The organism is Pseudomonas sp. F8002, from assembly GCF_013385495.1.
Taxonomy (GTDB): Bacteria; Pseudomonadota; Gammaproteobacteria; order Pseudomonadales; family Pseudomonadaceae; genus Aquipseudomonas.
In genome coordinates this window covers 138242-164853 of sequence record NZ_JACAPW010000029.1, presented here as the reverse complement: position 1 = coordinate 164853, position 26612 = coordinate 138242, and the positions used below count along the sequence as shown (strand labels likewise).

The 26612-nt window shown below is 64.5% G+C and carries 16 protein-coding genes; 4 read left to right on the top strand and 12 right to left on the bottom strand.

The annotated features are described in order from the left end of the window. Nucleotides 1-158: 158 nt before the first annotated feature. From HX811_RS32135 to HX811_RS21495, 3 genes are all read right to left on the bottom strand, one after another. A complete protein-coding gene (locus HX811_RS32135; protein WP_043224664.1) occupies nucleotides 159-1859 on the bottom strand; it encodes an aspartate:alanine exchanger family transporter in 1701 nt (566 codons plus the stop codon). A 69-nt stretch (nucleotides 1860-1928) separates the two neighbouring features. Continuing rightward, a complete protein-coding gene (locus HX811_RS21500) occupies nucleotides 1929-3359 on the bottom strand; it encodes a glutamate decarboxylase (protein WP_008436222.1) in 1431 nt (476 codons plus the stop codon). A gap of 190 nt (nucleotides 3360-3549) precedes the next feature. Further along, nucleotides 3550-4572 (bottom strand): AraC family transcriptional regulator, encoded by a 1023-nt coding sequence (locus tag HX811_RS21495; RefSeq protein ID WP_087692663.1) that lies wholly within the window; start codon nucleotides 4570-4572, stop codon nucleotides 3550-3552. Between the two features lie 168 nt (nucleotides 4573-4740). Between HX811_RS21495 and efeU the strand changes: the two genes are divergently transcribed. From efeU to efeO (HX811_RS21475), 4 genes are read left to right on the top strand one after another with little or no spacing between them, the layout of a single operon-like run. Continuing rightward, nucleotides 4741-5589, top strand: a complete 849-nt coding sequence (gene efeU, locus HX811_RS21490; RefSeq protein ID WP_003218412.1) for an iron uptake transporter permease EfeU — start codon at nucleotides 4741-4743, stop codon at nucleotides 5587-5589. Between the two features lie 10 nt (nucleotides 5590-5599). Further along, complete coding sequence (gene efeO / locus HX811_RS21485; protein WP_008436219.1) at nucleotides 5600-6802, top strand: iron uptake system protein EfeO; 1203 nt, start codon at nucleotides 5600-5602, stop codon at nucleotides 6800-6802. Between the two features lie 14 nt (nucleotides 6803-6816). After that, nucleotides 6817-8124, top strand: coding sequence for an iron uptake transporter deferrochelatase/peroxidase subunit (gene efeB, locus HX811_RS21480; protein ID WP_177047282.1), 1308 nt, complete (start codon nucleotides 6817-6819; stop codon nucleotides 8122-8124). A 27-nt stretch (nucleotides 8125-8151) separates the two neighbouring features. Next, on the top strand, nucleotides 8152-8970 hold the full coding sequence (efeO, locus tag HX811_RS21475; RefSeq protein WP_003218415.1) for an iron uptake system protein EfeO: 819 nt from the start codon (nucleotides 8152-8154) through the stop codon (nucleotides 8968-8970). 47 nt (nucleotides 8971-9017) lie between these two features. Here the strand turns inward: efeO (HX811_RS21475) and HX811_RS21470 are convergent, their stop codons facing one another. From HX811_RS21470 to HX811_RS21430, 9 genes are read right to left on the bottom strand one after another with little or no spacing between them, the layout of a single operon-like run. Further along, on the bottom strand, nucleotides 9018-10427 hold the full coding sequence (locus tag HX811_RS21470) for an isochorismate synthase (RefSeq protein WP_177047280.1): 1410 nt from the start codon (nucleotides 10425-10427) through the stop codon (nucleotides 9018-9020). After that, nucleotides 10420-10734 (bottom strand): isochorismate lyase, encoded by a 315-nt coding sequence (locus tag HX811_RS21465; RefSeq protein WP_003218417.1) that lies wholly within the window; start codon nucleotides 10732-10734, stop codon nucleotides 10420-10422. Before HX811_RS21465 ends, HX811_RS21470 begins: the two co-directional genes overlap by 8 nt. Before the next feature lie 12 nt (nucleotides 10735-10746). After that, entirely contained in the window at nucleotides 10747-11526 is a 780-nt protein-coding gene (locus tag HX811_RS21460; protein WP_003218418.1) for a thioesterase II family protein, read from the bottom strand. Then, nucleotides 11523-12611 carry a saccharopine dehydrogenase NADP-binding domain-containing protein gene (locus tag HX811_RS21455; RefSeq protein WP_177047278.1) on the bottom strand — a complete coding sequence of 363 codons (1089 nt, stop codon included), beginning with the start codon at nucleotides 12609-12611 and terminating at the stop codon, nucleotides 11523-11525. Before HX811_RS21455 ends, HX811_RS21460 begins: the two co-directional genes overlap by 4 nt. Then, complete coding sequence (locus HX811_RS21450; protein ID WP_177047276.1) at nucleotides 12608-18031, bottom strand: non-ribosomal peptide synthetase; 5424 nt, start codon at nucleotides 18029-18031, stop codon at nucleotides 12608-12610. The genes HX811_RS21455 and HX811_RS21450 overlap by 4 nt, the downstream gene beginning before the upstream one ends. Then, complete coding sequence (locus tag HX811_RS21445) at nucleotides 18028-21435, bottom strand: non-ribosomal peptide synthetase (RefSeq protein ID WP_177047274.1); 3408 nt, start codon at nucleotides 21433-21435, stop codon at nucleotides 18028-18030. The genes HX811_RS21450 and HX811_RS21445 overlap by 4 nt, the downstream gene beginning before the upstream one ends. Next, on the bottom strand, nucleotides 21425-23182 hold the full coding sequence (locus HX811_RS21440; protein WP_003218423.1) for an ABC transporter ATP-binding protein: 1758 nt from the start codon (nucleotides 23180-23182) through the stop codon (nucleotides 21425-21427). Before HX811_RS21440 ends, HX811_RS21445 begins: the two co-directional genes overlap by 11 nt. Next, a complete protein-coding gene (locus HX811_RS21435) occupies nucleotides 23179-24927 on the bottom strand; it encodes an ABC transporter ATP-binding protein (RefSeq protein WP_177047271.1) in 1749 nt (582 codons plus the stop codon). Before HX811_RS21435 ends, HX811_RS21440 begins: the two co-directional genes overlap by 4 nt. Further along, nucleotides 24920-26572 carry a (2,3-dihydroxybenzoyl)adenylate synthase gene (locus tag HX811_RS21430; protein WP_177047270.1) on the bottom strand — a complete coding sequence of 551 codons (1653 nt, stop codon included), beginning with the start codon at nucleotides 26570-26572 and terminating at the stop codon, nucleotides 24920-24922. The genes HX811_RS21435 and HX811_RS21430 overlap by 8 nt, the downstream gene beginning before the upstream one ends. Between the last annotated feature and the right edge of the window lie 40 nt (nucleotides 26573-26612).

The following is a 26612-nucleotide window of genomic DNA, read 5'->3' as shown; positions in this document are numbered from 1 at the left end:
GTGCCGGAGTGCGGGCATGCCGAGCCTAGGCGAGGCACCGAGTGGTGGGGCAAAGCGTTTTTTGGTTACTTTTTTAGGCGTTTGTAAAAAAGTGACCCGCTGTAAGAGCGGAACCATAAGTGGCCGTTACCGCAGCAACGGATATGTACCCAATACAGCTACCGCGCCAGCACCATGGCAAAATACCCAAACACCGTGAGCAAAATCCCCGACACCGCATACGCCACCGGAAACCCGATCCACGGCACCGTACTATCAATTTCCTTGGCCGCCTCCCGCGCCGGCCCCGAGTGACTCCGCGCCCCCGCAACACCGCCCATGAGAATCGCCGGGTTGATCTTGAACACATGAAAACCCACAGCCCAAACAATAAACGGTGGAATCGTACAAGCCACGAATCCAAGCAAAAAGATCTTCAACGCAATGATCGCGCTAATCTGCGAAACCAGATTAGCCCCGGCATTCACCCCCACAATCGCGACAAAGAATATCAACCCCATGTCCTCGAGAATGTTGCGGGCCGCATTCGGGGTATTGCCAAAGAACCGCACCCGCGACACCAGCGACGAGACGATAATCCCCGACACCAGCAACCCGCCCGCATTGCCCAGCCCCACCGCCGCACCGAACGCCGGCACCTGAATCAGCCCGATCAACAACCCCAGCACCATACCCAGCGACAGCGTCAGCAAATCCGTCGCCGTACTCGCCCGCCCCGCCTTGCCCAGCAACGCCGTGGCCTTGTCGATGGCACTGCGCAAGCCAATCAAGTGCATCACATCCAGGCGCTGCAACCGCGTTTCCAGCCCCACCGGAATCGGCGCACCACCCCGCTCAATCCCCACCAACTGCACCTGCCCGGCAATCGGCGACTGGCTGAATTCCTTGAGCGCCCTGCCCACGGCATCCTTGTGGGTCACCAGAATCACCGCCTCATCCAGCGGTATATTCAACGCCCGGGCATCCGGTACTTCCGGCCCGATCAAGCCCATGTGATCGGTCAGCGCATCCAGGCTGCCGCCCAGGGCGATCACATCGCCCAGCTGCAACACCAGCGTCGGATCAGCCCCCAGCAACTCTTCACCACGCTCGACGTTCTCGATCTGGTACAACGCAAAGCGCTGGCGAAACTGCGCGATGCTCTGCCCCACCAGCTCCGGGTTCACCAGGCGATAGGCCCGCAGGTCAAACGGCCGATACCCACTGAGCCCGGCATCGTCGACGTTCGGCACACCGTGCTCCACCTCGAATGCCTTGGCCGCCTTGCGCGCATCCACACCCCACCAGCGCGGCAGGTATTTGCAGATCAGGATGATGCCGACCGTGCCCCAGATATAGGTGATGCCGTAAGACAGCGCGATCATCGCGGTGGCCGCCGCCGCCGTGGTGCCCGGTGGCAGCGGCACTACGCCCGAGGTAATCGCCTGTTCGGCGGAGCCAATCGCCGCCGACATGGTTTGCGAACCGGCAAGAATCCCGCCCGCCGCGCCCACCGGCAGGGATAACAGCCGCACGCCGAGCACCACGATACCCAGACCGAGGAACGAGGACAGGATCGCCAGGAAGGTGAATTTCAGGCCATCACCCTTGAGACTGTTGATGAACGAAGGCCCGACCCGCAGCCCGACGCCGTACATGAACAGGTAATAAAACAGGCTCTTGGTAAAGTTATCGAGTTCGAAATGCACGCCGTAGTAAGACGCCCACGTCGCAATCGCGCAGCCGATCACGATGGCCCCGGCCACCGCGCCCAGGCCATAACCCTTGATGGTGCCGCGCCCGACCCAGACGGACAGGCCAACCACCAGGAACAGCAGGATGTAGGGGTTGTCGTGCAGGAAAGTAAAGAAGGCAGTCACGATGATTCGTACCTGGCGATGCAACGCTAAAGGCACCGGGCCTCGAGGCCCGGTGAGTGTTCAGTGCGTTCAGTCGAGGTTCGGGGTGTCGGCCGGGATGACCGGGTCGGCGATGGCGCCATGGCTGAAGCTGGGGCCCGCGTCGGAATGCTCCACCGGGTTTTTCTGCAGGTGGGCAACGGCCTTGCGCAGGTCTTCCAGCAGTAACGCCACCAGGTCACGACTCACGCCATGCCGTACCAGGATGCGCTGTACCACGACGTTCTGCCGATCGGACGGCAACGGGTATGACGCGATCTGCCAGCCGCGCATGCGCACGCGCTCCGACAGGTCGTAGAGGCTGAAGCCGTGGTCGACGCCGTCCTTGAGCTTGTAGCAGACAGCCGGCAGCCCATCCTTGCCGTCGTACACCAGTTCCAGCGGGGCAAACTTGGTGATTTCCGAGGCCAGCCATTGCGCCGTGTCGGAGCACGCTTGTTGAATCCGCGTGTAGCCGTCGCGCCCCAGCCGCAGGAAGTTGTAGTACTGGGCAATGATTTCACCGCCGGGCCGGCTGAAGTTCAGGGCAAAGGTCGCCATGTTGCCGCCCAGGTAGTCGACGTAGAAGATCAACTCTTCCGGCAGGTCTTCGGTGGAGCGCCAGATAACCCAGCCGACGCCCAGCGGCGCCAGGCCGTACTTGTGGCCGGAAGCGTTGATGGATTTGACGCGCTCGATCACAAAATCCCATTGCAGCTCTTGCTGGATGAACGGGGCGATAAACCCGCCGCTCGCCGCGTCGACATGGATCGGGATATCCAGGCCGAGGTCACGTTGCATCGAGTCCAGCTCGGCCGCCAGGGCTGCGACCGGTTCGTAGATCCCGGTGAAGGTCACGCCCAGGGTCGCGACGACACCGATGGTGTTTTCGTCGCAATATTCCCGCAGGTCGGCCGGGCGCAGGCCCAATGCGTCACCGCGCAACGGCACTTCGCGAATTTCCACATCGAAATAACGGGCGAATTTTTTCCAGCAGATCTGCACCGGGCCGCACACGAAATTCGGTTTGTCGGTGGGCAGCCCCGCCGCTTCGCGGCGCTTTTTCCAGCTCCACTTCAGGGCCAGGCCGCCAAGCATCGCCGCTTCGCTGGAACCGGTGGTGGAGCAACCCACGGTTTGCCACGACTTCGGCGCGTGCCACAGGTCGGCAATGATGTGCACGCAACGGTTTTCGATCTCGGCCGTCTGCGGGTACTCATCCTTGTCGATCATGTTTTTGTCGAGGGCATCGGCCATCAACTGCTGCACTTCGGGCTCGACCCAGGTGGTGCAGAAGGTCGCCAGGTTCTGCCGGGAATTGCCGTCCAGCAGCAGTTCGTCGCGCACCAGGTTGTAGGCGGCCGACGGCGTGGTCGAGTGGTCCGGGAGGCGGTACTTGGGCAGTTTGTGCTGGGCGGAGCCACTCGAATAGACGTCTTCGATGGCTTGGTCCTGGGTCTCTACGGTTCTGTGAAGTGCCATGAAATCCTGCTCTTGAATGAGGGAAATGGCGTAGACGTTGATCGCGACAAATGCCGATCAGGCTGCGTCAGGAAACGAACGATGGAGCGGTGGCGCCGAATATCACACGCACGGCGGCGCAGGAAAGTGACCCAGATCATTAAAGGCGTGGATAAGCAGGCAAACGTGCCGGGGGGTGCCTGGCAGTGACCTACTGGCTCAGTGCTTCGTTCAATATCAGGCTGCGATAGTGCCCGGGGTTGGAGCCCGACCACTTGCGAAACGCCTTGTAGAACGAGCTGGCATCGGCAAACCCCAGGCGGGTGGCGATCTCGGCAAAGCTGATGTCGGAATCGGCCAGCCAGACGATCGCCAGCTCCTTGCGCACGCTGTCCTTGAGGCCCTGGTAGGTCTGCCCCTCTTCCGCCAGGCGCCGGCGCAGGGTCGAGGCCGAAATGCACAGGGATGCGGCCAGGCCTTCGGTTTCCGGCCAGGTGTCGGCGGGCATGTGCCGCAGGTCGGTCTTGATGCGGGTGGCAAGGCTGTCCGGGTCGCGGTATTTGACCAGGATGTTGGCGGGCGCATGGGCCAGGAAGCGCTTGAGCTCCTCCGGGCTGCGCTTGATCGGCAGGTCGAGGCAGTCGGCGGAAAAGATCATCCGGGTACGCGGCCGGTCAAAGCGCAGGTTGTCGGAAAACATCACCTGGTAGTCGTCGCAGAAGTCCGGCTGCGGGCAACGCAGTTCAATCGCCAGGATCGGGATCCGGCGCCCCGCCAGCCAGCAGGCGACGCCGTGGACGATCATCCAGTAGGCGAAATAGGTGAAGGCGCGCCTGGGTGCGGGCTCCGGCTCCAACAGTACGATTTCCGCCAGGCTCTGCTGGCGCACCAGTTGCGCCGGCAGGCGCTCGAGCATCAGCGACAGGAACCCCAGGCCGGTTTCCAGCGCAGTGGCCAGGCTCGGTTGTGCCATGGAGGCCCGGCAGAGGAACTCCAGGCTGCCGGACTTGAGCTTGCGCGGGTCCATGCCAAAGAATTCATCGTCCATTCGCCGTGCCAGCAAGCGCCATAAGCGTGCGTAAGCGGTTGCCGGGACGCGTGCGGTTGGCTGGCCCAGCAGTGCTGGATCAATCCCGACCTTGGTCAACACTTCATCGCTCGCCGCACCCGGCGCACAGCTCTGCAACAGGGCTTCACGGACCAGTTGGATGGAAATCGTGTCTTTTTCCGACATGGGGAATGGCGCAATCCGGTGGCTGGGACGATGCCGCGCATTCTAGTGTCGGATGCGGTTTGCCACCACCGTTCAGTCAAGGTTCAGTAAAGGTCAATATTCCCTGTTTAGTAATGAGTATCATTATGTTACAACTTAGCATCCTATCTAGTGACGATTCGGTGCCGAATGCTTGTTCCCTTTTTAATCATGCTGCGCGAAGGCATAGAAGCCGCCTTGATCGTTGGCATTATTGCCAGCTACCTCAAGCAAACTGGCCGTGGCCAGTACATGCCCGCAGTGTGGATCGGCGTATTTCTGGCAGCGGCCCTCGCGCTGCTGGTCGGCGGTGGCCTGGAACTGGTGAGTGCCGAATTCCCGCAGAAACAACAGGAACTGTTCGAAGGCATCGTCGGCCTGGTGGCCGTGGGTATTCTCAGCTCCATGGTGTTCTGGATGCGCAAGGTCGCGCGCTCCATCAAGCATTCCCTGCATGAATCCCTCGATCATGCCCTGGCCGGCTCCAAACACCAGGTCACCGCACTGATTGCCATGGTGTTTTTCGCCGTGGCCCGTGAAGGCCTGGAAACCGTGTTCTTCCTGCTGGCCGTGTTCCAGCAAAGCGAAGGTCCGGGCGCGCCGATTGGCGCCCTGCTCGGCCTGATCCTGGCGATCATCGTCGGCTTCCTGATCTACACCGGCAGCATGCGCCTGAACCTCGGTGCGTTCTTCCGCTGGACCGGCCTGTTCATCCTGGTGGTGGCCGCCGGCATCCTCGCCAACTCGGTACAAGCCCTGCACGAAGCCGGAGTATGGAACCACCTGCAAACCGTACTGTTCGATTTCAGCGCGACGCTGCCGATGGATGGCCCGCTGGGCTCGGTGCTGGCCGGCATGTTCGGCTATCAGGATGCCCCGACCATCAGCACCCTCGGTGCCTACCTGATTTACCTGGTGGTGGCCCTGGTGATGTTCTTCCTGCCGGCGCCGCCGAGCAAGCCGGCTACCCGCACAACCTCTTCCGTTTCCAGCCAGTAAGGACCGCATCTTGTCCAACCAAACCCCTCAACCGGCTCCGCCCTCCCGCGCCTTGCGCTGGGCGGTGGGCGGCTCGGTGGTCGTGATGATCGCCGCCGGTGGCCTGTTCTACTACGCCTCGCAACTGGCCGCCTCCAAGCGCCAGGCCAACCACAATGAAATCGCCGTCACCATCCACGCCCACAGCTGCGAGCCGAATGCGCTGACGGTACCGGCGGGACGCGCCAGCTTCCGCATCATCAACCGCTCGGACCGTGCCGTGGAATGGGAAATCCTCGACGGCGTGCTGGTGGTCGAAGAGCGCGAGAACATCGCCCCGGGCCTGAGCCAGGTGATCAACGCCAACCTGCTGCCCGGCGACTACCAGATCACCTGCGGCCTGCTGAGCAACCCGCGTGGCACCTTGAAGGTGACACCGACTGCCGAGTCTGACGCCCAAGCCAAGGCCAAGCCGTCGATGGTCGCGTTTATCGGCCCGCTGTCGGAATTCCGCGTGTACCTGAGCAGCCAGGGTAGCGCCCTGGTCAAGGCCGTTACCGCGCTGGACCAAGCCATCGAAGCTGGCGACCTCGCCCAGGCGCAGGCGCTCTACGTACCGGCCCGCGAGGCTTACCAGCGCCTGGCCCCGGCCTCGCAACGCCTGGCGGAACTGGACAACGCGATCAACGCCCGCGCCGACTACTTTGAAAAGCGCGAGCAGGACCCGGCCTTCAGCGGCTTCCACCGTCTCGAATACGGCCTGTTCCAGCAACGCAATCTCGACGGCCTGGCGCCGATTGCCCAGCGCCTGGTCACCGACGTCACCAGCCTCAAGCAACAGCTGCTGGCCCAGTCGCTGCCGCCGGAGCAACTGGTGAGCATCGTGGTGCGCAACCTCAACAGCCTGGCCGACGTACGTGCCGCCAGCGGTGAGGAAGAACGCTACAGCCATACCGACCTCAACGGCTTCGCCGCCAACCTGGACGCCGCCCGCAAAGTGGTCGACCTGATGCGCCCGCTGCTGACCAAATCTGCCGCGCAATTGCTGCCGGGGATCGACAGCGCGATCACCGCCCTCGATGCCGAACTCAACGGTTTGAAAGTCGATGGCCGCTACGCCTCGTATGACAGCGTTACCGCCGATCAGCGCAAGCAGATCGCCGACAAGGCCAAGGCTCTGGCCGTTGCACTCGATGGAATCGACCCCGCCCTTGGCCTTTCCGGCCTGAAGTGAAGACGACCGTAGACATGAGTGATTCAGAACAATTTTCCGCCCAGCGTCGTCGTGTATTGCTGGGTATGGCCGCCACTGGCGCGGCCATTGCCGGCAGCAGCCTGAGCTGCCCGGCAATGGCTGCCAACGCGGCGGCACAAGTGACCACCGCGCCAAGCAGTGAAAAGACCCAGGACCACCACGATTTCCATGGCAAGCACCAGACCGGCATCGTCACTCCGCGCCCGGCCTGCGGCATGCTCGTGGCATTCGACGTATTGGCCAGCGACCGCGAGGACCTGGAGCGGCTGTTCCGCACCCTGAACGAGCGTATCGCGTTCCTGATGACCGGCGGCACCGTGGTGCAAGTCGACCCGAAACTGCCGCCTACCGATTCCGGCATCCTCGGCCCGGTGGTGACGCCAGACAACCTGACCATCACCGTATCGGTGGGCGAGTCGCTGTTCGACGAACGCTTCGGCCTGGCCGCGGCCAAGCCCAAGCGCCTGATCCGCATGGTCGGTTTCCCCAACGATGCACTGGAACCGGCGCAGTGCCACGGCGACCTGAGCCTGCAGTTCAGCTCCAACACCCCGGACACCAATATCCACGCCCTGCGCGATATCGTGAAAAACCTGCCGGACCTGCTGCTGGTGCGCTGGAAGCAGGAAGGCAGCGTGCCGCCCCAGGCCCCTGCCCGCCCCGGCGAGCCGGCGCAAAGCGCGCGCAACTTCCTCGGTTTTCGCGACGGTTCGGCCAACCCGAACTCCAACGACAACAAGGCGATGGATCAGATTGTGTGGGTCCAGCCAGGCAGCGACGAACCGGCCTGGGCCGCCAACGGCAGCTACCAGGCGGTGCGGATCATCCGCAACTTCGTCGAACGCTGGGACCGCACCCCGCTGCAAGAGCAAGAAAGCATCATTGGCCGGATCAAGACCAGTGGCGCGCCCATGGATGGCCAGAAAGAAACCCAGGTCCCGGACTACAGCAAGGACCCGGAAGGCAAGTTGACCAAGCTCGATGCCCACATCCGCCTGGCCAACCCGCGTACTGCACAGACCCAGGCCAACCTGATCCTGCGCCGGCCGTTCAACTACTCCAACGGCGTCAACAAAAACGGTCAGCTGGACATGGGGCTGTTGTTCATCTGCTACCAGGCTGACCTGGAGAAAGGCTTTATCAGCGTGCAAACCCGGCTCAACGGCGAGCCTCTGGAGGAATACCTGAAGCCGGTTGGCGGCGGTTACTTCTTCACCTTGCCAGGCGTCACCGAGGCCCAGGATTTCATCGGGCGCACGCTGCTTGATGCGACACATCCACAAACCACTGCCAAAACCTAAAACAAACCCCAGAGCGGAAATCGTCCCATGAAGAAGTCGTCTCTCGCATTGTCGTTGTTAATGAGCCTTTCGCCGCTGGCCGCCTTCGCCGCCACCGCGCCGCTGGACCTGGTAGGGCCGGTGTCGGACTACAAGATCTATGTCACCGAAGAAATCGGCGAGCTGGTCACCCAGACCCAGGCGTTCACCGACGCCGTGAAAAAAGGCGACCTGGCGACCGCCAAGAAGCTGTACGCGCCAACCCGCGTGCACTATGAGTCGATCGAGCCGATCGCCGAACTGTTCAGCGACCTCGACGCCTCCATCGACTCCCGCGTGGACGACCACGAGAAAGGCGTGAAAGCCGAAGACTTCACCGGCTTCCACCGCATCGAGTACAGCCTGTTCTCCGAGAACACCACCAAAGGCCTCGACGCCCTGGCGGACAAGCTAAACAGCGACGTACTGGACCTGAAAACCCGCGTGGACGGCCTGACCTTCCCGCCGGAAAAAGTCGTCGGTGGCGCTGCTGCCCTGCTGGAAGAAGTCGCCGCGACCAAGATCTCCGGTGAAGAAGACCGCTACAGCCACACCGACCTGTATGACTTCCAGGGCAACATCGACGGCGCGAAGAAAATCGTCGACCTGTTCCGTCCGCAGATCGAGAAGCAGGACAAGGCCTTCGTCGCCAAAGTCGACAAGAACTTCGCCACCGTGGACAAGATCCTGGCCAAGTACAAAACCAAGGATGGCGGTTTCGAGACCTACGACAAGGTCAAGGAAGCCGACCGCAAAGCCCTGGTTGGCCCGGTCAATACCCTGGCGGAAGACCTGTCCACACTGCGTGGCAAGCTTGGCTTGAACTGATCCAGACGCTGCATGCTCTCGCCCGGCCTGCCGGGCGAGAGCCTTCCTCAGGCTGACGCCACCTGCACTCCGTCCGAAGGCCGCAAGGCATCGCGGATAGTCCGCAGCTTCAAGCACGTTTCCTCGTACTCACTCCCGGGATCCGACTCGGCGACAATGCCGCAGCCGGCGAACAGGTGCGCCTCACAGCCTCTGATCAACGCCGAGCGCAACGCCACGGCAAATTCACCATCACCCTGCGCATTCATCCAGCCCACTGGCGCTGCGTACCAGCCACGGTCGAGCTGCTCGTGCTCTCGGATATAGGCCATCGCCTCACGTCGCGGCAAGCCACCCACCGCCGGCGTCGGGTGCAGGGCCTGCACCAGTTGCAGCAATTGCACCTGGGGATGCAAGCGGCCCATCACCGGCGTCAACAGGTGCTGCACGTTGGCCAGCCGGTGCAACTGCGGCTGGCTGGCAATGTCGAGCATCGCGCAATAGGGCTGCAATGCTTCGCGCAGGGTTTGAACCACCAGGGTGTGTTCGTGGCGGTCCTTGGGGCTGTCCATCAAGGCCTGGCCAAGTTCGGCATCGTGCTGCTCGTGACGACCACGCGGGCAAGTACCGGCCAACGCCACCGTGTTCAGCGTGCCACGAGTCACCCGCACCAGCCGCTCCGGCGTTGCGCCGAGAAAGCAGCTGTCACCACGGCTGAACGCAAACAGGTACGCCTGGGGATAGGCCGCCTTGAGGTTTTCCAGCAGCGGGCCACAGGGGATCGTCCGTGAGGTGGTCAACCGCACTTCGCGGGCCAGCACCACCTTGCGCAGGTCGCCGGCGTTGATGCGCTGCACGGCCGTCGCCACGGTGTCTTGCCATTGCTGCGCGCTGATGGTGTTTTCGTCGCTCGGTGTGCCGAGGGGAATCTCCTGGCGTGGCGCACTGGCGTAGCGGGACAGAAGCAACGTCCACTGGGTTTCCAGGCTCTGGGCGCAACGCACCGCGTCCGCCCCGGGCTCCAGCCACTGGCTGAAGATCACATGATGTTGCTCGGCTTCCCGCAGCAGCAGGATGCGCGACAGCACCAGGGAGGTGGCGGCGAATGACTGCCATTTGAGCGAGCGTGGGCCCTTCGGGTCAAACGCAAAGCCGCCACACAGCAACGGCTGGCGCGGCCCCACCTGATGGGCCTGGCTGAGCAACGCCTGCCACGCCAGGGCACTGGCGTTGAAGCGGTCATCGGCCCCGGGGCTGATTTCCTCGGTACAACCAAAGCCGGCCATGGCCAGTGCGCCCCGGTCACTTGACCAGAACAGGCTTTGCCCGAGTACCTGGCGGTTGGCGGCAAATAACCGCAGCGGGTCCAGGCGCTCCGAGGCCAGGCTGAACACCACCAGCACTGCGCCGCCCTTCTCGCGCGCCAGGCGTTCGCCCTCGGTCAGCGCCTGAAGCAATCCCGGCAGACGTTCACTCATGCTCCGCTCCTTGATGCTGCTGGCGCCAGTGGCGCACTTGCTGGTCGATATTCCATTGGATGATCTGCGCAAACAGCGGGACCACGAACATCGGGTCCAACCCTTCGCGCTCGGCCCAGCGGCGGCGATGGGGCAGCATGGCGGCCACCCGCTCGGGGGCGGCGATGCTGGCTTCGTCAGGCTTGAACTGCGCCGCAGCTTTCACATAGGCCAACCGCTGGCCGAGAGCGCGGATGATCTGTTCGTCCAACGTGTCGATACCCAGGCGGACGTCTTCCAGCCCGCTGCACTGCTCAGGTGTTTTCATAGGATTCTCCGGTCATGGGGTCGACGGCCAGCACTGCCACGCCGGTTCGGCGGGGCTGCCCAGCAACAGTTCCAGGTGCTCGATCAGGTCGGCCTGGCTGTCGCGCAGGTAAAAATGCCCGCCGTTGAAGGTTCGAAAGTCGGTGACCTGGCGCGTCACTTCCGACCAGGCATGGGCTTCCTCCCGATCGACTTCGCGGTCGGTGCTGCCCAGGCATACGCTCACGGGCACGTCCAGCAGCTCGCTGATATCGCCGCAGTAGTTTTCGATCAGGCGGTAATCATTGCGCAATGCGGGCAGGTAAAGTGCCTGCATCTCGGGTTCGTCCAGGGGTGATGGCGCACCACCCGACAGGCGCCGCACATCCGCCAGCAGACCGGCATCCGGGCCCTGGTGCAATTGGCTGTGACGTTGCCGGTGAGGGGCCGGATGGGCGGAGACGATCAGCCGTTGCAGGTCCTTGCCCTGGCGGTTCAGGCGCCGCGTCACCTCATAGGCCAGCGCCGCACCCATGCTGTGGCCGAACAGCACCAGCGGCCGGTCGGACAGGTCCCACAGCGCCCGGGTAATAGTGCCCGCCATCCATTCCAGGCTGCCGGGCCAGGTTTCACTCAGGCGCTCTTCGCGGCCGGGGTATTGCACGCTGACCAGTTCGATGTCAGCCGGCAACAGTGCCTGCCAACCGCTGAAAAATCCCGCGCTGCCGCCGGCGTGGGGCAGGCAGACCAATCGGCAACGCGGCGTTTGATGCTGCGGGTAACGTCGCAGCCATGGGCTGGGGATTTTCTTCATAACACGCCCTCCTCCAGTTCAGTGGTGACGTGGATCCGGGTCTGCGGCAACCAGCGCAGCACCTGGGGCAAGCAGTCATCGGCGTCCATCACCTGGGCAGCGTAGTGCGTGCCTTCGGGCAGTTTGGCCAGTTGCAGGGCGCAGATTGCCGCCACTGTGCCGGTCAACGCCGAGCCGTCGGCGGCACGCAACCAGGCGGTGGCCTGCTGCGGTTCGCCGTGTTGCAGGCCTGCCATTTCGACTGCGAGCAACTGGTAAGGCGTGCGCCCTGCCAGGTCCAGCGCACTGGCCTGTACCAGGGCGGCAATGTTCTCTGCCGTGTGTCGCAGAGCCGGTGGCGAGCCCTGAATGCGCCCGAGTGCGGCCCGCAGGTGGCCGCCGTCGAACAGGTTGTAGGCCTGGGCTTCGCGCACCCGCAAGTCAGTAAACAAGCGCTGTTGCTCAGTGGTTAGATACGGGTGGGCCGTTACGGGACCGCCCACCAGCCAGGGCCGCTCGAAGTGTTCATCGACGAGTACGGCGGACTTGATTGCACGGCCATCGCACCAGCCCATCGAGGCCTGGCCATAGCCGTTGCCGAGGCTCAATAGAAAGTCCTCGGCCGCCGTTGTCGACAACCGCCCAAGTCCGACGGCATAGCAATGCACGGCATCGACGCGCTCGAACGACGCCGCAAGCACCTTGGGAAACAACCCCGACAGCCCGGGCAACATGCCGGCTGATAACACCACACGACGACCCGGCGGCAACTGAGCGGGCAGCAACTGATGCAGCGGATCATCGCCGCCGACATCGATGTAATCGGCGCCACTGGCCAAAGCGGCCAGCGCCACCCGGTCGAGCACCTGGTAGCTGGGGCCCGCGCAATTGATCAGCAGGTCGCAGCCGCTGCAAAACGCCGCCAGGCTTTGGGCGTCCCACAGGTCCACTTCACGGATCTCGGCCTGCCCGTTCAACTCGCCGTCGTTAAAACGCTGCCCTTGCCCAGGGTCGCGACCGCCCAGGCGCAAGCGGCAATGACCGACCAGCACCCGCGCAACCTGCCGACCGACATGCCCATAGCCGCCTACAATCCCGACTCTCACGCCGCCACCTGCGCCAGCCGTTCGAACGCGCGGGCCACGGCTTCGACCTGGGGGCTCTGCATGCAGCTGAAGTGGTCGCCCGGCACGTCCACCACCTGCAATTCGCCAAGGCACAGGGCCTGCCAGTATTGGCTCATGTCGCGGTGCATGCCGGGCAGTACCTGGACTTCACCGCACTGGCGGATAAACACCATGTCACCGTCGTAAGGCGTGGCCTGATGCAAGGCGACGGCGGCCAGGCTGTGGCGCAGCACCTGCAGTTGCTCGCGCAGCCAGTCCAGGTCGCTCAGTTGCGAGCCGGCGTGGCGCATCGCGTCTGCAATTGCCTGCAAGCGCTCATCTGCCGACTTGGATGCCAGGGCCCGCAGGCAGGCCAGGGCCGTGGCACAGTCGGGCTCATCCTGCAGCGCCAGCAACGCACCTTGGGGCACGCGGCCCGGAGTTTGGCGCAGCACCTTGGCAATCGCCCGCTCCATCGCCTGTTCATCCACCGGGTAACCCAGGGTGTGCGGGTCGGCCTGCATCACGCGGGCGAACACGTACTCCGCCAGCAGGTCATCCTCGATCATGAACGGCACGCGGTAGCTGCTGATCACTGTCAGTTGCAGCACCTCGATGTCCCTCGCCGCGAGGCATGACGCCAGCTCCGTCGCCAGCAACCCGCCGAGGCAATAACCGACGATGCTCACCTGGCGCCGGCCTTCGGCGTGCAAGGTGTCGGCATAACGCTCGGCCAGTTCACGAATCGCCGTAGCCGGTGCCAGAGCCAGGTAACCCGGTACATCATTGAGCACCAGCCCCTCCAGTGGCGCTTCTTCCCCGAGTGCAGCAAACAGCGCGCGATACGGTGCCAGGGTGCCGCTGCCATCATGGACAAAGATCCGCGCCGGGCCTTGCGCCTCCTCACGAATCCGCACCAGCGGCGACAGGCTCTCGCTGCCCTGCCCCCGCAGGTAATCCGCCAGGGCCGCAACGGTGGGCTGGTTGATCAACTGGCGCAGCAAATCCCCCCAGGGCACGTTACGGGCCTGGGGCAGGCTTTCCCGCAGGCGACCAACCACCTGCGCCACCAGCAATGAATCACCGCCCAACTCAAAGAAGCCCTGTTCACGGCCCACACTGGGCACCCGCAACAGGGTTTGCCAGACCTCTGCGATACTGCGCTCCAGCGCATCCAGCGGTGCAGCCCCGCTGTTGGCCTGTTGCGTGGCCTGGGCCATGCCGAGGTTGGCCAACGCCTGGCGGTCGACTTTGCCGTTGACCGTCAGCGGCATTTCATCCAGTACCCGCCACTCGGTGGGTACCATGTAATCCGGCAGGCGCTGGCCCAGATGCGCGCGCAACGCCTCCGGCTCAAGGGTCTGGCGCTCGGTCTTGAAGCGCGTGATGAACAGGTGCTGGCCGATCTGTGACATCGCATCGTCAGCTGCCGGCATGCACAGCGGCGTCTGCGCGCCGGCTTCCTGCAACAGTTGCTGCCACTGCTCGCGGCGGATGAACGTGGTGTCCTGCTCGGCGCGGAAATCCTCGAACGCGGTCAGGCCCTCCTTGAACTCCATGGACGCCATGATCTGGTAGGTGTCGCGGGTGGCTTCGATAAAGATCAGCCAGCCGCCGGGGGCGAGCATTTCCCGCAGCCGGGCGAGTACCTGGCTGGCATGCCGCGAGTTGTGCAGCACGTTGGCACACAGAATCACATCCAGGGAGTTGGCGGCGATGCCTTGGGCCCAGTGGTCGAGGTTCAGGTCAAACAGCCCGTAGCTGACCCACGGAAACTCGACGAAATGCTCCCGCGCTTCGTTGAGGAAAAACTGCGACAGGTCGGTGAACTGGTAGTCCACCGCCAAGCCGTCCAGGGCCGGAATCAGGTCGGCACTGGTGCCGCCCACGCCTGCGCCGATTTCCAGCAACTGCAGACGCCGGCCCGCCGGTTGCAGTGCGGCGATTTCCTGCACCGCCGCACACACCGCCTGGTTCAGGTACTGGCTGATCAGGTTCTTGCGATAGGCGCCTTCGGCGGTGTCGGTACGGCCTTCGGGAAACAGCAAGTGCAACGGGTCGAGCCGGTCGCTCATCAGGGCAGGCAATTGCTCCTGGCTTTCCCGCAGGTAGCGCAGCACTTCAACGCCCCAGCCCACACTCGGTTCCAGCGCCTCGATGCGCTGCCACAGCTGACGGTATTCAGCACCCGAGACCCGCAGTGACGAATAGGCGCCGGTGCCTGGGTTGCGGTCTACCAGTTGTGCGCGATGCAGCGCTTGCAGCCAGCGGCGGATCAGCCGTTCGTTGCGTGGCGCCACTTCGCACAGGCTCATGATCTGGGCCAGGTCGTGCTCGACGCCCGGTTGATCAAACAGCCCCGGGCGTTGCAGGGCCAGGCCCATGGAGAGCAACGCGGCACGCTCGACGCAATCGGACATCTGCGTAATCAGCGCTTCCGTCAGTTGGCCTTTCACGCCGTTGGCCGCCGCCAAGGCGCTGGGTGCCAACCGGGCCGGCCAAGGCAGTGGAGTATCACGCAAAGTCCCGCGCACGCAGGCCTGCAAACGCCGCTCGAACGCGCCCTCGCCCGCAGCGACCACCACGGCCGATTCGACATGAGGATGACTGAGCAAGGCACTTTCGACTTCCGCCAACTCGATGCGATGCCCGCGAACCTTGACCTGGAAATCCTCACGGCCAAGGAACTCGATCAACCCGCTTTCGAGGTAGCGCCCCAGGTCGCCGGTGCGGTACAGCCGCTCGCCGCTGTGGGCATGCTCGATAAAACGCTCGGCGGTTTTCTCCGCGTCCCCCAGGTACCCCATCGCCAACCCCGTGCCGGCGATGAACAGCTCACCGGCAACGCCTTGCGGGCGATCGCGGCCTTGTTCGTCGAGCACCATGAAGCGTTGATTGGCCAGCGGCGCGCCGTAGGGAATGCTGCGCCATTGTGCGTCCACCTCGGTGATTGGATAGGCAATCGACCAGATCGCCGCTTCTGTGGCGCCGCCCAGGCTGATCAGTTGGAGCTCAGGCAACAACGCAGCGATTTCGGCGGGCAGGTTCAGCGGGATCCAGTCGCCGGACAGCAAGGCCAGGCGCAGGCTCTGAGGTGCCGCGGCCGGCACGGCTTGCAGGTAATGGGCAAGCATCTGCAACTGCGCGGGCACCGAGTTCCACAGGGTCACACCGTGCTCGCGGGCGCATTCGGCCCAGTGGGACGGGTCGGCGCGGCGTCCGGCGTCGGGCAACACCAGGGCGCCACCTACGGCCAGCAGGCCGAAGATGTCGTACACCGAGAGGTCGAAGCCCAGGCTGGCCAAGGCGAGTACCCGGTCTTCGGCGCCGATGGCGAAGCGCTGATTGATATCCACCACCGTGTTGAGGGCCGCCTGGTGACTGATCATCACACCCTTCGGAATCCCGGTGGAGCCGGAGGTGTAGATCACGTAGGCAAGTTGTTGCGGTGTCACCTGCGGCGCCGGCAGTTCACGTCCGGCACTGGCTGCGGCCTGATCAACGGGTATGCACTGGGTCACCTGGGCGGGCCAGGCCACGTCCTCGCTCAACCACGACTGGCTGAGCACCCGGCTGACCTCGGCGTTCTCAAGAATCAACGCGCGCCGCGCCATCGGCTGATTAGTGTCCAGCGGCAGGTACGCCGCGCCGGCCCGCAAGATCCCGAGTACACCGACCACCTGGTCGATGCCTTTTTCCATGCATACCGCGACCCGCTCGCCGGGCTGGCAACCGCCATCCAGTAACTGCTCGGCAATCGCCTCGGCACGGGCGGCGAGTTGCGCGTAAGTGAGCTGTCGCGCGCCCTGGATCAGGGCGACACGTTGGGGTTGCGCCCGGGCCTGGCGAAAGAACGGTTCATGCAGCAAGCCTGGGGGAATCGGCTGCGCCGTCTGGTTGATCAACTCCCGCACCAGTCGCTGGGGTGCCGGCAGTTCAAGGCAATCGTCCAGGGTCCAGGCCGAAGGCTCCCGCGCCAAGCGCTTGAGCAGACGTTCGAAGGTGTCGAACATCGCTTCCAGCATGGCCTCATTGAACACGCCCTGGCGAATGTCCCAATTGATGAACAGGCCGTTGTCGCGCTCGCTGACCTGGCAATCAATCAACACTTGCGGGGTCTGGCTGATGCCGTGCACCAGTTCTGCGCCGGGCATAAATGCCCCGCCGCCACTTTCGCCACCGGCGCCCAGGGTGCTGGTGAAGGCATAGGGCATCAAGGCCGCATCACGGCCTTTGCGCCGCGCCAGTTCGCGCAGTACTTCAATGCCGGAACACAGGCGGTGGTCCATGTCTTGCCACAGTCGCTCCTGCAACTGCTGGCTGCGTTCACCAAAGCTGCCGCCTTGCAGGGTCTGGACTTCCAGCAATTCCACCGAGCTGAAATCCCCCACCAGCCGATCGACCTGCGGGTGCAGCGACAGGCGATTGAGCAAGGTCAGGCTCAAGCAGAAATGCCCCTTGCGGCTCCAGCGCCCCAGGGTTTCGGCATAGCAGGAAAGAATCGCCGCCGACGCACCCACGCCGGCCGCCGCTGCATTCAGGCGCAGGGCGTTGAAATCCCGGGCCTCCAGGTTCAGGGCGCGGCGCTCGAAACGCGGTCCGCTGGGAGCGCCCTGCATGGGCAATTCCGGAGCACCGGGCAGGCTGTCGACCCGCGCCCACCAGTACTGGCGGTCACGCTGGTAACGCGGCTGTTCCCGCAACCGGCGCTCGCCCAGTACGTAGTCGCGAAAACTGATGGGCGCCGCCGGCGGCAAGGCTTCGCCACGATAGACCTGCTGCAACTCGGCCAACAGCATGCGCACGCTCTGGTAGTCGCACACCAGCAGATCCACTGAGAGATGCAGGCGCGCATGTTCACGGCCCTGGCTGACGCACAACTCGATCAGCGGCCACTGCTGGGGCGACGCCAGGCGAATTTCCATGCGTTCGCGCAGAGCGGCCAGTGCACGGCCGTCGTCTTCGCGCAGGTCATGCCGGGCGATCAGGTAATGCGGCACCTGGGGCAGGATTTGTTGGTAGCCGTCTTCCAGCACCACCGCCCGCAGCATGTCGTGACGCGCAATCAGATGGTTCCATGCCTGCTCCAGGCGCGCCGGGTCCAGTTCCCTGAGTTCAAATTCCAGGTAACCGTGGCACGCCACCCCGCCGTAGCTGAATGCCTGGGTGCGGCCCATCAGGTAAGCGGCCTGCACGTCGGTCAGCGGAAACGGTTCGCTGCGGGCAGCCAGGTCGGCCGAGACGGTGGGCATCACCGGTTCCATCAATTGCTGCAACAACGCGTCCTTGTGTTCGCGCAATTGTTGCAGGCGGCCTTCATCCATCACCCCGGCGGGCGCCCGGTAGCGCAGGCGGCCCTGCTCTTCCCAGAGTTCCACACCCAGTGCTTCGAGGTCCTGTTGCAGTTGCTGCAGTGTCATAGCGCACCCTCCACCATTGCGTTCCGGTTGACGTGGTCCTGTTCTCGTCGGGCGACAAGCCATTGGGCCTGGCGGGCGACGGTGGCCGCGTTGAAAAAGTCCTTCAGCGACAGTTCGACGTCGAACTGTCGGGCGATACGTTCGATCAGGCGAGCGGCCAACAGACTGTTGCCGCCGAGGGCGAAAAAGCCCTGGTTGCGTCCCACCAGGGGAATGTCGAGCAATTCGCGCCAGAGCCCGGCCAACAGTTGTTCGGCTTCGCCTTGAGGCGCGTCTTCATGCTCGGGTCTGGCGCCCTGGCGTTGCTCCTGCACCAGCCACAGCAGTGCGGCGCGGTCGACCTTGCCGTTGGCGCTCAGGGGCAGTTCGGTGAGGTTCAGCCAGTGGTCCGGCAACATGTGTTCCGGCAACCATTGGCAGAGCCACTGGCGCATGGCTTCGGCATCCGGCAGCGCGTCGCCCATCAGGGTTGCTGCCAACTGCGGGTTGGCCCCGGGCAACACCAGGGTGACGGCACGACTGACGGCCGGATGGCGTTCCAGGGCCACGTCGATCTCACTGAGTTCGATGCGGAAACCACGGACCTTGACCTGCTGGTCCATACGCCCGAGAAATTCGAGGCTGCCGTCGGGCCAATAACGGCCCTGATCGCCGGTGCGGTACCAGCGTTGCCCGGCGTGCTCGACGAAGCGTTGGGCGCTGAGATGCGTCAGGCCACGATAGCCCTGGGCAACCCCGGCGCCGCCGATCCACAACTCCCCCGCCACCCAGTCCGGGCAATCGCGGCCCTGGCTGTCGACGACTCGAAAGCTTTGGTTATCCAGGGGTTTGCCGTAGGGAATCGAGCGCCAGTGAGCCGGCACTTCGTCGACGTCCTGGACGTTGGACCAGATGGCCGCTTCAGTGGCGCCGCCGAGAGCGGCGAACCGGGCGCTTTCGCCGGCTGCCAATCGCAGGCGGCGTGGCAGGTCCAGCCCGACCCAGTCACCCGAGACCATCGCCAGGCGTAATCCGCTCAGGGCATTCGGCTCGCGGGCCTTGAGGGTCAGCATGTCGAGCAACGCCGGTACCGAGTTCCATAGGGTCACGCGCTGCTGGCGGATCAGCCGCAACCATTCAGACGGCTCCTTGCGCCGCGCATCCGCTGGCAGCACCACGGCGCCACCGACACTCAGCAGGCCAAACAGGTCGTACACCGACAAGTCGAAATCGAGGGCGGAAACCCCGAGCACACGGTCATCCGCGCCCACCTGATAACGCCGGTTGATCGCGGCGACGGTGTTCAACGCCGCCTGGTGGGAAATCTCGACGCCCTTGGGTTCGCCGGTAGTGCCGGAGGTAAAAATCACATAGGCCAGTGCGTCCGGCGCCACCTCGATCGGTTGTTTCAGGGCCGTGGCCGAACGCGCCTGGGCCAGGTCCACCACTTGCAAGTCCGCCAGCCATACACCGCGATCACGGTGGGCCGTATCGGTGATCACCACCTTGGCTCCGGCGCGTTGATAGATCATGTCGCGACGGGCTGCCGGCTGTTCGATACCCACCGGCACATACACCGCGCCCGCCGCCAATATGCCGAGCACCGCAACGATTTGCGCCTGGCCTTTGGGCAAGGTGATCGCCACCGCATCACCCGGTTCAATCCCCCACTGGCGCAGGGCACCTGCCACTTGCAGGGCCTGGGCCGCCAGCTCGGCGTAACTCAACTCAGCGTCCTCGGTGATCAGTGCCACCCGCTGCGGATGCACCTGCGCCTGTTGGAAAAAGCCATCGTGCAGCAAGCCTTTGTCATAGGCCCAGGGCGTATGGTTGACCGCTGCACGGACCTCTTGCTGGCCTTGGGGCAACGGCAGCGGCGCGGGTTGGCGCCAGTCACCGGTACACAGCCACGCCAGCAGGTCGCCATAGGCGGTGAACATTTCGTCCAGCAGGCCTTCGGGGAACAGCGCATCTACCCCGTCCCAGTTGAGCAACAGGCCATCGGGCAGCGGGTAGCTCTGGTGGTCAAGCCACACTTGGGGCGTTTGCGACAAGGCCCAGCCCGGTTCGCCCAGGTGCTGCCGGCAAGTGGCGTCGACAAACGCTTCGCCAAGGTTGCAGGCAAACACTACGGGGGCGCCGCCTTGCCGGGTGCGGGACAACTCACGCAGCACTTCCACACCAGGCCAGGCGCTGTGGGCGATGTCGCGGTGTAGTTGGCGTTGCAGGGCTTGCGCCTGCTGCGCGAAAGAACCCGCCTGGCGCTGGTCGATCTCCAGCAGCACCAGGTTGGAAAAATCCGCCAGCAGATGCGGGACGCAGGGGTGCAGCTCCTGGCGGTTGAACAGCGGCACGTTCAACAGGAAATGCTGGCTGGCGCTCCAGCGGCCCAGCACTTGGGTATAGGCGCAGCACAGCACGCTGGCCAGGGTCAGGCCGTGTTGGCGGGCCTGGTCTTCCAGGGCTCGCAACTGCGCGCGGCCGAGGCGCATCGCCAGGCGACGAAAACGCGGCGGGCCGAGGGATTGCGGCTCGTGTGCCAAGGGGAGTTGCGGGCCGTCGGGCAGGTCATCCAGACGTTGCAGCCAGTAGTCCCGCGCGCCGGCATCGCTGGTTCGGGTGGCGCCCAGGTAGTGGGCAAAATCCCATTCCAGACGTGGCAGCTGCGCCTCTTGCCCGCTGTAGATCAGCGCCAGATCCCGCAGCAGTACGCTGATACTCAGGACGTCCGCCACCAGCAAATCGATGTTCAGGTGCACCCGGCTGCGGCCGTCGGGCAAGCGGCTGAGTTGCACATCAAACACCTCGCCCTGGCGCACATCCAGGCAGCGGTGGGCCAGGCGCTCACGCAAGGCCAACTCATCCGGCCGTTCATGCACGGTCAACCCAGGCCACGGGCTGGTCGGCAGCACGCGCTGGCAAGTGGCGTTCGGGAAACAGGCGCGCAGCATGGGATGGCGGTGAGTCAGGCGCATCACCGCGCTTTCCAGGCGTTGAGCGTCGACCTGATACCCGTCCAGCTCCTGATACAGGTGACAGCCAACGCCCCCCAGCGGCATGGCCGGGTCGCGACCAAACCAATAAGCCTGCTGCAACGGTGTGAGGGCGAAATCGTTGTCGGCGGCGACGGGCTTGAGGTGCGTCGCCTGCCCGCGACGGCGGTCGATCAGCAACCACCAGGCCTCAAGGGTCGGCTGCTCAATCAGTTCGGCGAAGCTCACCTGCACACCTTCGCGGGCGAGCAAGGCCGGCAGGCGCATCATGCTCACCGAGTCCAGGCCCTGCTCGATCAGCGAGGCATCGGGCTCCAGGTCCTGGGGGGCATAGTCGAGCAACTGCGCGACACCGGCGCACAGCGCCTCGGGGCTGTGTGCGAGGCCGCCGGGTGCAGGATGAACGCATGCCAGTGATGGGTTATCGGTCATGGGGGACGGTCCTTTGGGGAACGGTAGGGTCTGGGCGCAAGCGCCAGCGATTGATCGCTTCGCGCTCGTGGAACAACTCGCGGTAACGGCCGGGCGTGGCCATCAACGCGTCATGGCGGCCGACCTGGGCCAACTGGCCGTGGTCGAGCAGCAGAATCTGGTCGGCATGGGGCGCCAAGGTCGGTTTGTGGGTGACCAGCACCACCGTGTGCCGGCGGGCCAGTTGCAACAGGGTCCGATTGACCCGCGCCTCGCTGATGGCATCGAGGGCGGCGGTCGGCTCGTCCAGCAGGATCAGCGACGCGTCCTTGAGCAACACCCGCGACAACGCCAGGCATTGGCGCTCGCCGCCGGACAGGCTGACGCCCTGCTCGCCCAGCACGGTGTGCCAGCCCTGGGGCAGGCGCTCGGCGAGGCGGTCGAGGCCGGTGGCGCGGGCGGCGTGCTGCCATTGCTCTTCGCTGGCGTCGGGGCGGCCCAGCAGCAGGTTGTCCAGCAGGCTGCCCGGCAACAGCGGGCTGTCCTGGAACATCAAGGCGACCTGGGTATCTCGGGCCAGGGCCGACAGTTGCCGCAGGTCGACACCGCCGAGGTGAATCGCGCCACTGCTTACATCGCTGAAGCGCGCCAGCAGGCGCAACAGGCTGGACTTGCCGGAGCCGGACGCCCCCACCACCAGGTTCAGCGAACGCTCCTGCAACGTGAAGTCGATGCCTTGCAAGATCGCCTGGCCCTGGCGGACCAGTCCTACGTCCCGCACTTGCACGTCGTAACCCAGGGCAGGTTGGGGTTCGAGAGGCTCAGGCAACCCCGGCATCTGCAGCAGGTGGCGCAGGCGATTCAAGCCGTGGCGGGTCTGGCGCAACGTGGTACCGAGGTTGACCAGCGCGCCCATTGGCTCCACCAGGCAGGTGGCGAGAATCGCCAGCGCCAGGAACTTCGCCGCATCGAGGGTGCCACCCAACACGGCATACAGGCCGCATAACAGGATGGCGCTGTAGCCGGCCTGCAACACCACCGCCAAACCCAGCGCGGCGGGAAAAGTGCGCCAGTGGGCGTGACGCTGTGCCTGTTGCTGCTGGGCCAGGGCCTCGGTGAGCAGGTCGAAACCTTGCTCGGTGCGCCCGCTGGAGCGCAGCAACGGTTGCTGGCGCAGAAACTCCATCACCCGGGCCGCCGCTTCATTGGCTGCGGCTTCGCTCAGTGCTTCAGCTTGCCCGCCCCAGCGCACGCCCCAGTGGTACACCAGCACCAGCAACGGCAACGCGGCCAGTGCCGCCAACGCCATGGAGCGGTCGTAGAAAAACAGCGCCAGCAGGAGTGCCAAAGGCGTCAACAGCGCATTGGCCATTGGCTGCAAAAGGTGCGCCGGGGTGCTCATGATTTGCAGCACGGTGTGAGTCACCAGGCGATTCAGTTCAGCGCTGCGCCGCTCCACAAACCATTCCAGCGGCAGTTGCACCAGCTTGTCACCAATGCGTCGGTTCAACGCCTGGGCTGCTTCGGCACCGGCGCGATAGCCCGCCAGCTGGGCATACCGGCGCAGCCAGAGGCACAACAAGGCCATGCCGGTGAAACCGATGGCCCAGGCCCAAGGCGTGGTGTTGCCGAACCACTGGGCAAAGGCCATCGGCAACAACGCCAACGCTGCGCCCTGGGCCAACGCACTCAACGCCATCGCCATCAGCGCACGCCGCAACAAGCCGGCTTCACGGGGTTGCAGGCTGCGTAACAGCGCGCGAATCATGCCCGTGCCCTCTTCAGTGCGGCCGTCGAAAACTGCTCAGCGGCCCACAGCCCGGCGTAAGTGCCCTGCTGGTCCAGCAAGCCGTGATGCGTACCGCGCTCGACAATCCGCCCGCCTTGCAGCACGACGATCTGGTCGGCGTCCTGGATGCTGCTCAAGCGGTGGGCGATTACCAGCACCGTGCGGGCACGGGCCAGGCGAGACAGCGCCTGCTGGATCGCGGCTTCGGATTCAGGATCACTGGCGGCGGTGGCTTCATCGAGAATCAGGATCGGCGCTTCACTGAGCATCGCCCGGGCAATGCCCAGGCGTTGCACTTCACCGCCGGACAGTTGCACGCCGGCTCCGAGGACGGTGTGATACCCCTGGGGCAGCGCGAGGATGCGCTGGTGAATCTGCGCGGCCCGGGCGGCGGCTTCCACCGCGATTTGCGTGGCGTCGGGGCGCGCCAGGCGCAGGTTGTCGAGGACGCTGGTGCGCAGCAGGCGCACATCCTGGAACACAAAGGCGACCTGGCGATACAAGGTGGCGCTGTGCATGTCCCGCAGGTCGACGTCGCCGATGCGGATCGCCCCGGCACTCACATCGGCAAAGCGCGCAAGCAAAGTGGCCAGGGTGGATTTGCCGGCGCCCGAGTCGCCCACCAATGCGGTCAGCGTGCCGGGCGGTAGATCCAGGTCAATGTCATGCAGCACCTGCGTGCCGTCGGGGTAGCGAAAGTCCACGCCTTCAAAGCTCACCTGGCGGCCCTTGGGCTCGCGGGATTCGCGAGGTTGCGTCAACGTCGCGCTGTTGAGCACGGTGGCGATACGGCTGGCGGCCATGCGGCCCTGCACCAGTGCATCCGCACCATGCCCGACGGCCGCGACCGGCGCTGCCAGGGCCGGCCCCAGCAGCAGGAACGGCAGCAGTTGCACCGGCATCAGCCAACCGCCAGCCACCAGCGACGCACCGCCCAACAGCACCAGGGCCAGCACCAGCAACGGCGAAAGCAGCACCTCGACACTCGCCCCAAGCCCGGCCCAGCGTTGGGCCCAGCAGGAAAAGAAACTGGCGAAACGTTCCACCGCACCGAAGAACTTTGACTGCACCCGATCGGCCCGGCCGAATGACTTGACCATGGCGATGCTCTGCACAAACTGCTGGGTGGCCAGGGACAGGTTGCCCAGCGCGGCGCCCAGTGCCTTCTGGTCATCCCGATAAGCCTGGGAGCGCAAGGCTCGCAGTCGCCACAGCGCCAGCGCTGGAGGCAGCAGCACCACAACGGTCATCGGCACACTTACCGTCAGCAGGTACAACAGGCACGCCAGGGGCGCCACCAATGCGGCGGCGAGGTTGTTTGGCAAGTGCGCCACCAGTTGATGCAGCGCACCTACGTCGTCGAGCAAAACACGGTCGACTTTTTGCCCACCACGGGCGCTGAACCAAGCCAGCGGAACCCGCGCCAAATGCGCGGCCAGCCGTTGGCGAACCTGGCGTTGCAGGTCGCTGTCGGCCAGGTGGGTCATCTGCAAGGCGGCAGCCAGCCCGAGCATGCGCAACAGCAAAGCGCCCGCACCGGCCAACAACCACCAGAACCCATCGTGCAGATCGAGTTTTCCGTCCAGCAACGACGGCGCCAACTCCGCCACCGCGATCAACGGCAGCAGGCCGATCAGGGTCGCCAGGGCTTGCAGCAGCATGGCGCAGATCAACCGGCCACGTACAGGCGCGAGCAGTTCACGCAGCGAGTCTTGATCAGCCACGGGCGGCGCTTCCCTCAGGTTGTTTTGCCCCGAAATACAGCTGCTGGATAGCCTCCCGCAGGTGCTTGCGGCTGACCTTGCCCACGCCGGTTTGCGGGAAACCGGGGATAAATTCGAAGCGGTCCGGCAGCTTGAAGGCCGCCAACCCTTGCTCACGCAGATGGCGCAGCAGTTCCGGCGGGCGCGGTGCCGTGCCACGGGGAATCACGAAGGCGCAGGTGCGTTCGCCGAGGTAGGCGTCCGGCATCGCCACCAAGGCCACATCGGCGACGGCAGGATGGTTGAGCAGGAGGTTTTCGACTTCTTCGGCGGCGATCTTTTCGCCGCCACGGTTGATCACGTCCTTGTCGCGACCTTCGACCATCAGGTAGCCGTCGTCGGTGAGCATTACCCGGTCGCCGGTGCGGTAGAAACCGTCAGTGGTAAACGCCTGGGCGTTGTGCGCAGGGTGGCGGTAGTAACCGCGAATCGTGTACGGACCACGGGTCAGCAATTGGCCGACCTGGCCCTGTATCACGTCCTGTTCGTTGTCGTCCACCACCCGGATTTCGTCGCCCGGGGACATGGGTTTGCCCTGGGTGTGCAGGACTCGTTGCGGTGGGTCGTTGGGGTCGGTATAGCAAATCAGCCCCTCGGCCATGCCGAACACTTGCTGCAAGCGGCAGCCGAGGGTGGGTTCCACGCGGCGGGCAGCCTCGAAGCTCAGTTTGGCGCCGCCGACTTGCAGCAGTTGCAATCCTGGCAGGCCCTGCCCGCGCGCCTGGGCGGCATCCAGCCAGACCAGCACCAGTGGCGGCACCAGCGCGGTATGGGTCACGCGTTCATGCTCGATCAGGGCGAAGCAGGTTTCGGCGCTTGGCGAGCCGCTCAGCACCACACGGCCGCCCATCAGCAAGGTGCCCATGAACCCCGGGCAGCACATGGGAAAGTTATGGGCCATGGGCAGCGCGGCGAGGTACACCGTGGCGTCGGTCAGGCCGCAACGTTCGGCGCTGGTCCGCACGTTGTAGAGGTATTCATTGTGGCGACGCGGGATCAGTTTCGGCACGCCGGTGGAGCCACCGGACAACTGGAAACACGCGACGGCATCCGCGGGCGGCGCAGAAAAGGTTGGCTGCGGGTCGTCCAGATAAAGGTCTTCGAGCGCGATGAATTCTTCAGCCTCACCGGCCACGATCACCCACGCAAGGTCGCCATGGGCCGCCTTCAAGCCACGGGCCATGCCCCGATAATCAAAACCTGCCGTGACGTCAGCGCAGAGGTATGCCCTGGCCTGGGCAAACTCGCAGAAGCGGCCGATTTCCAGATGACGATGGGCCGGTAACGCAAAGATTGGCCGTACGCCGAGGCGATACAGGGCGAAGCACACTTCGACAAAACCCACGCAGTTCGGCAGTTGCACCACCACGTTGTCCCCTGCCACCAACCCCAGCCGGGAGAACCCGCCGGCCAGTTGATCGACCCGTTGATCCAGTTGGCGATAGCTCACCCGCAGCGTTCCATCGGTGATCGCTTCACGCTCGCCAAAGGTGCGGGCGGCGTTGCGCAGCAGGTCGCCAAAGGTCTCGTCGCGCCAATAGCCTGCGTCGCGATAGCGTTGGGCAAACGCTTCGGGCCAATCGGGGCAGTCGTCAATGATAGTCATGGGGTCTCCAGAGTTTTTTTCGGCAATAAGGGGCCGATGC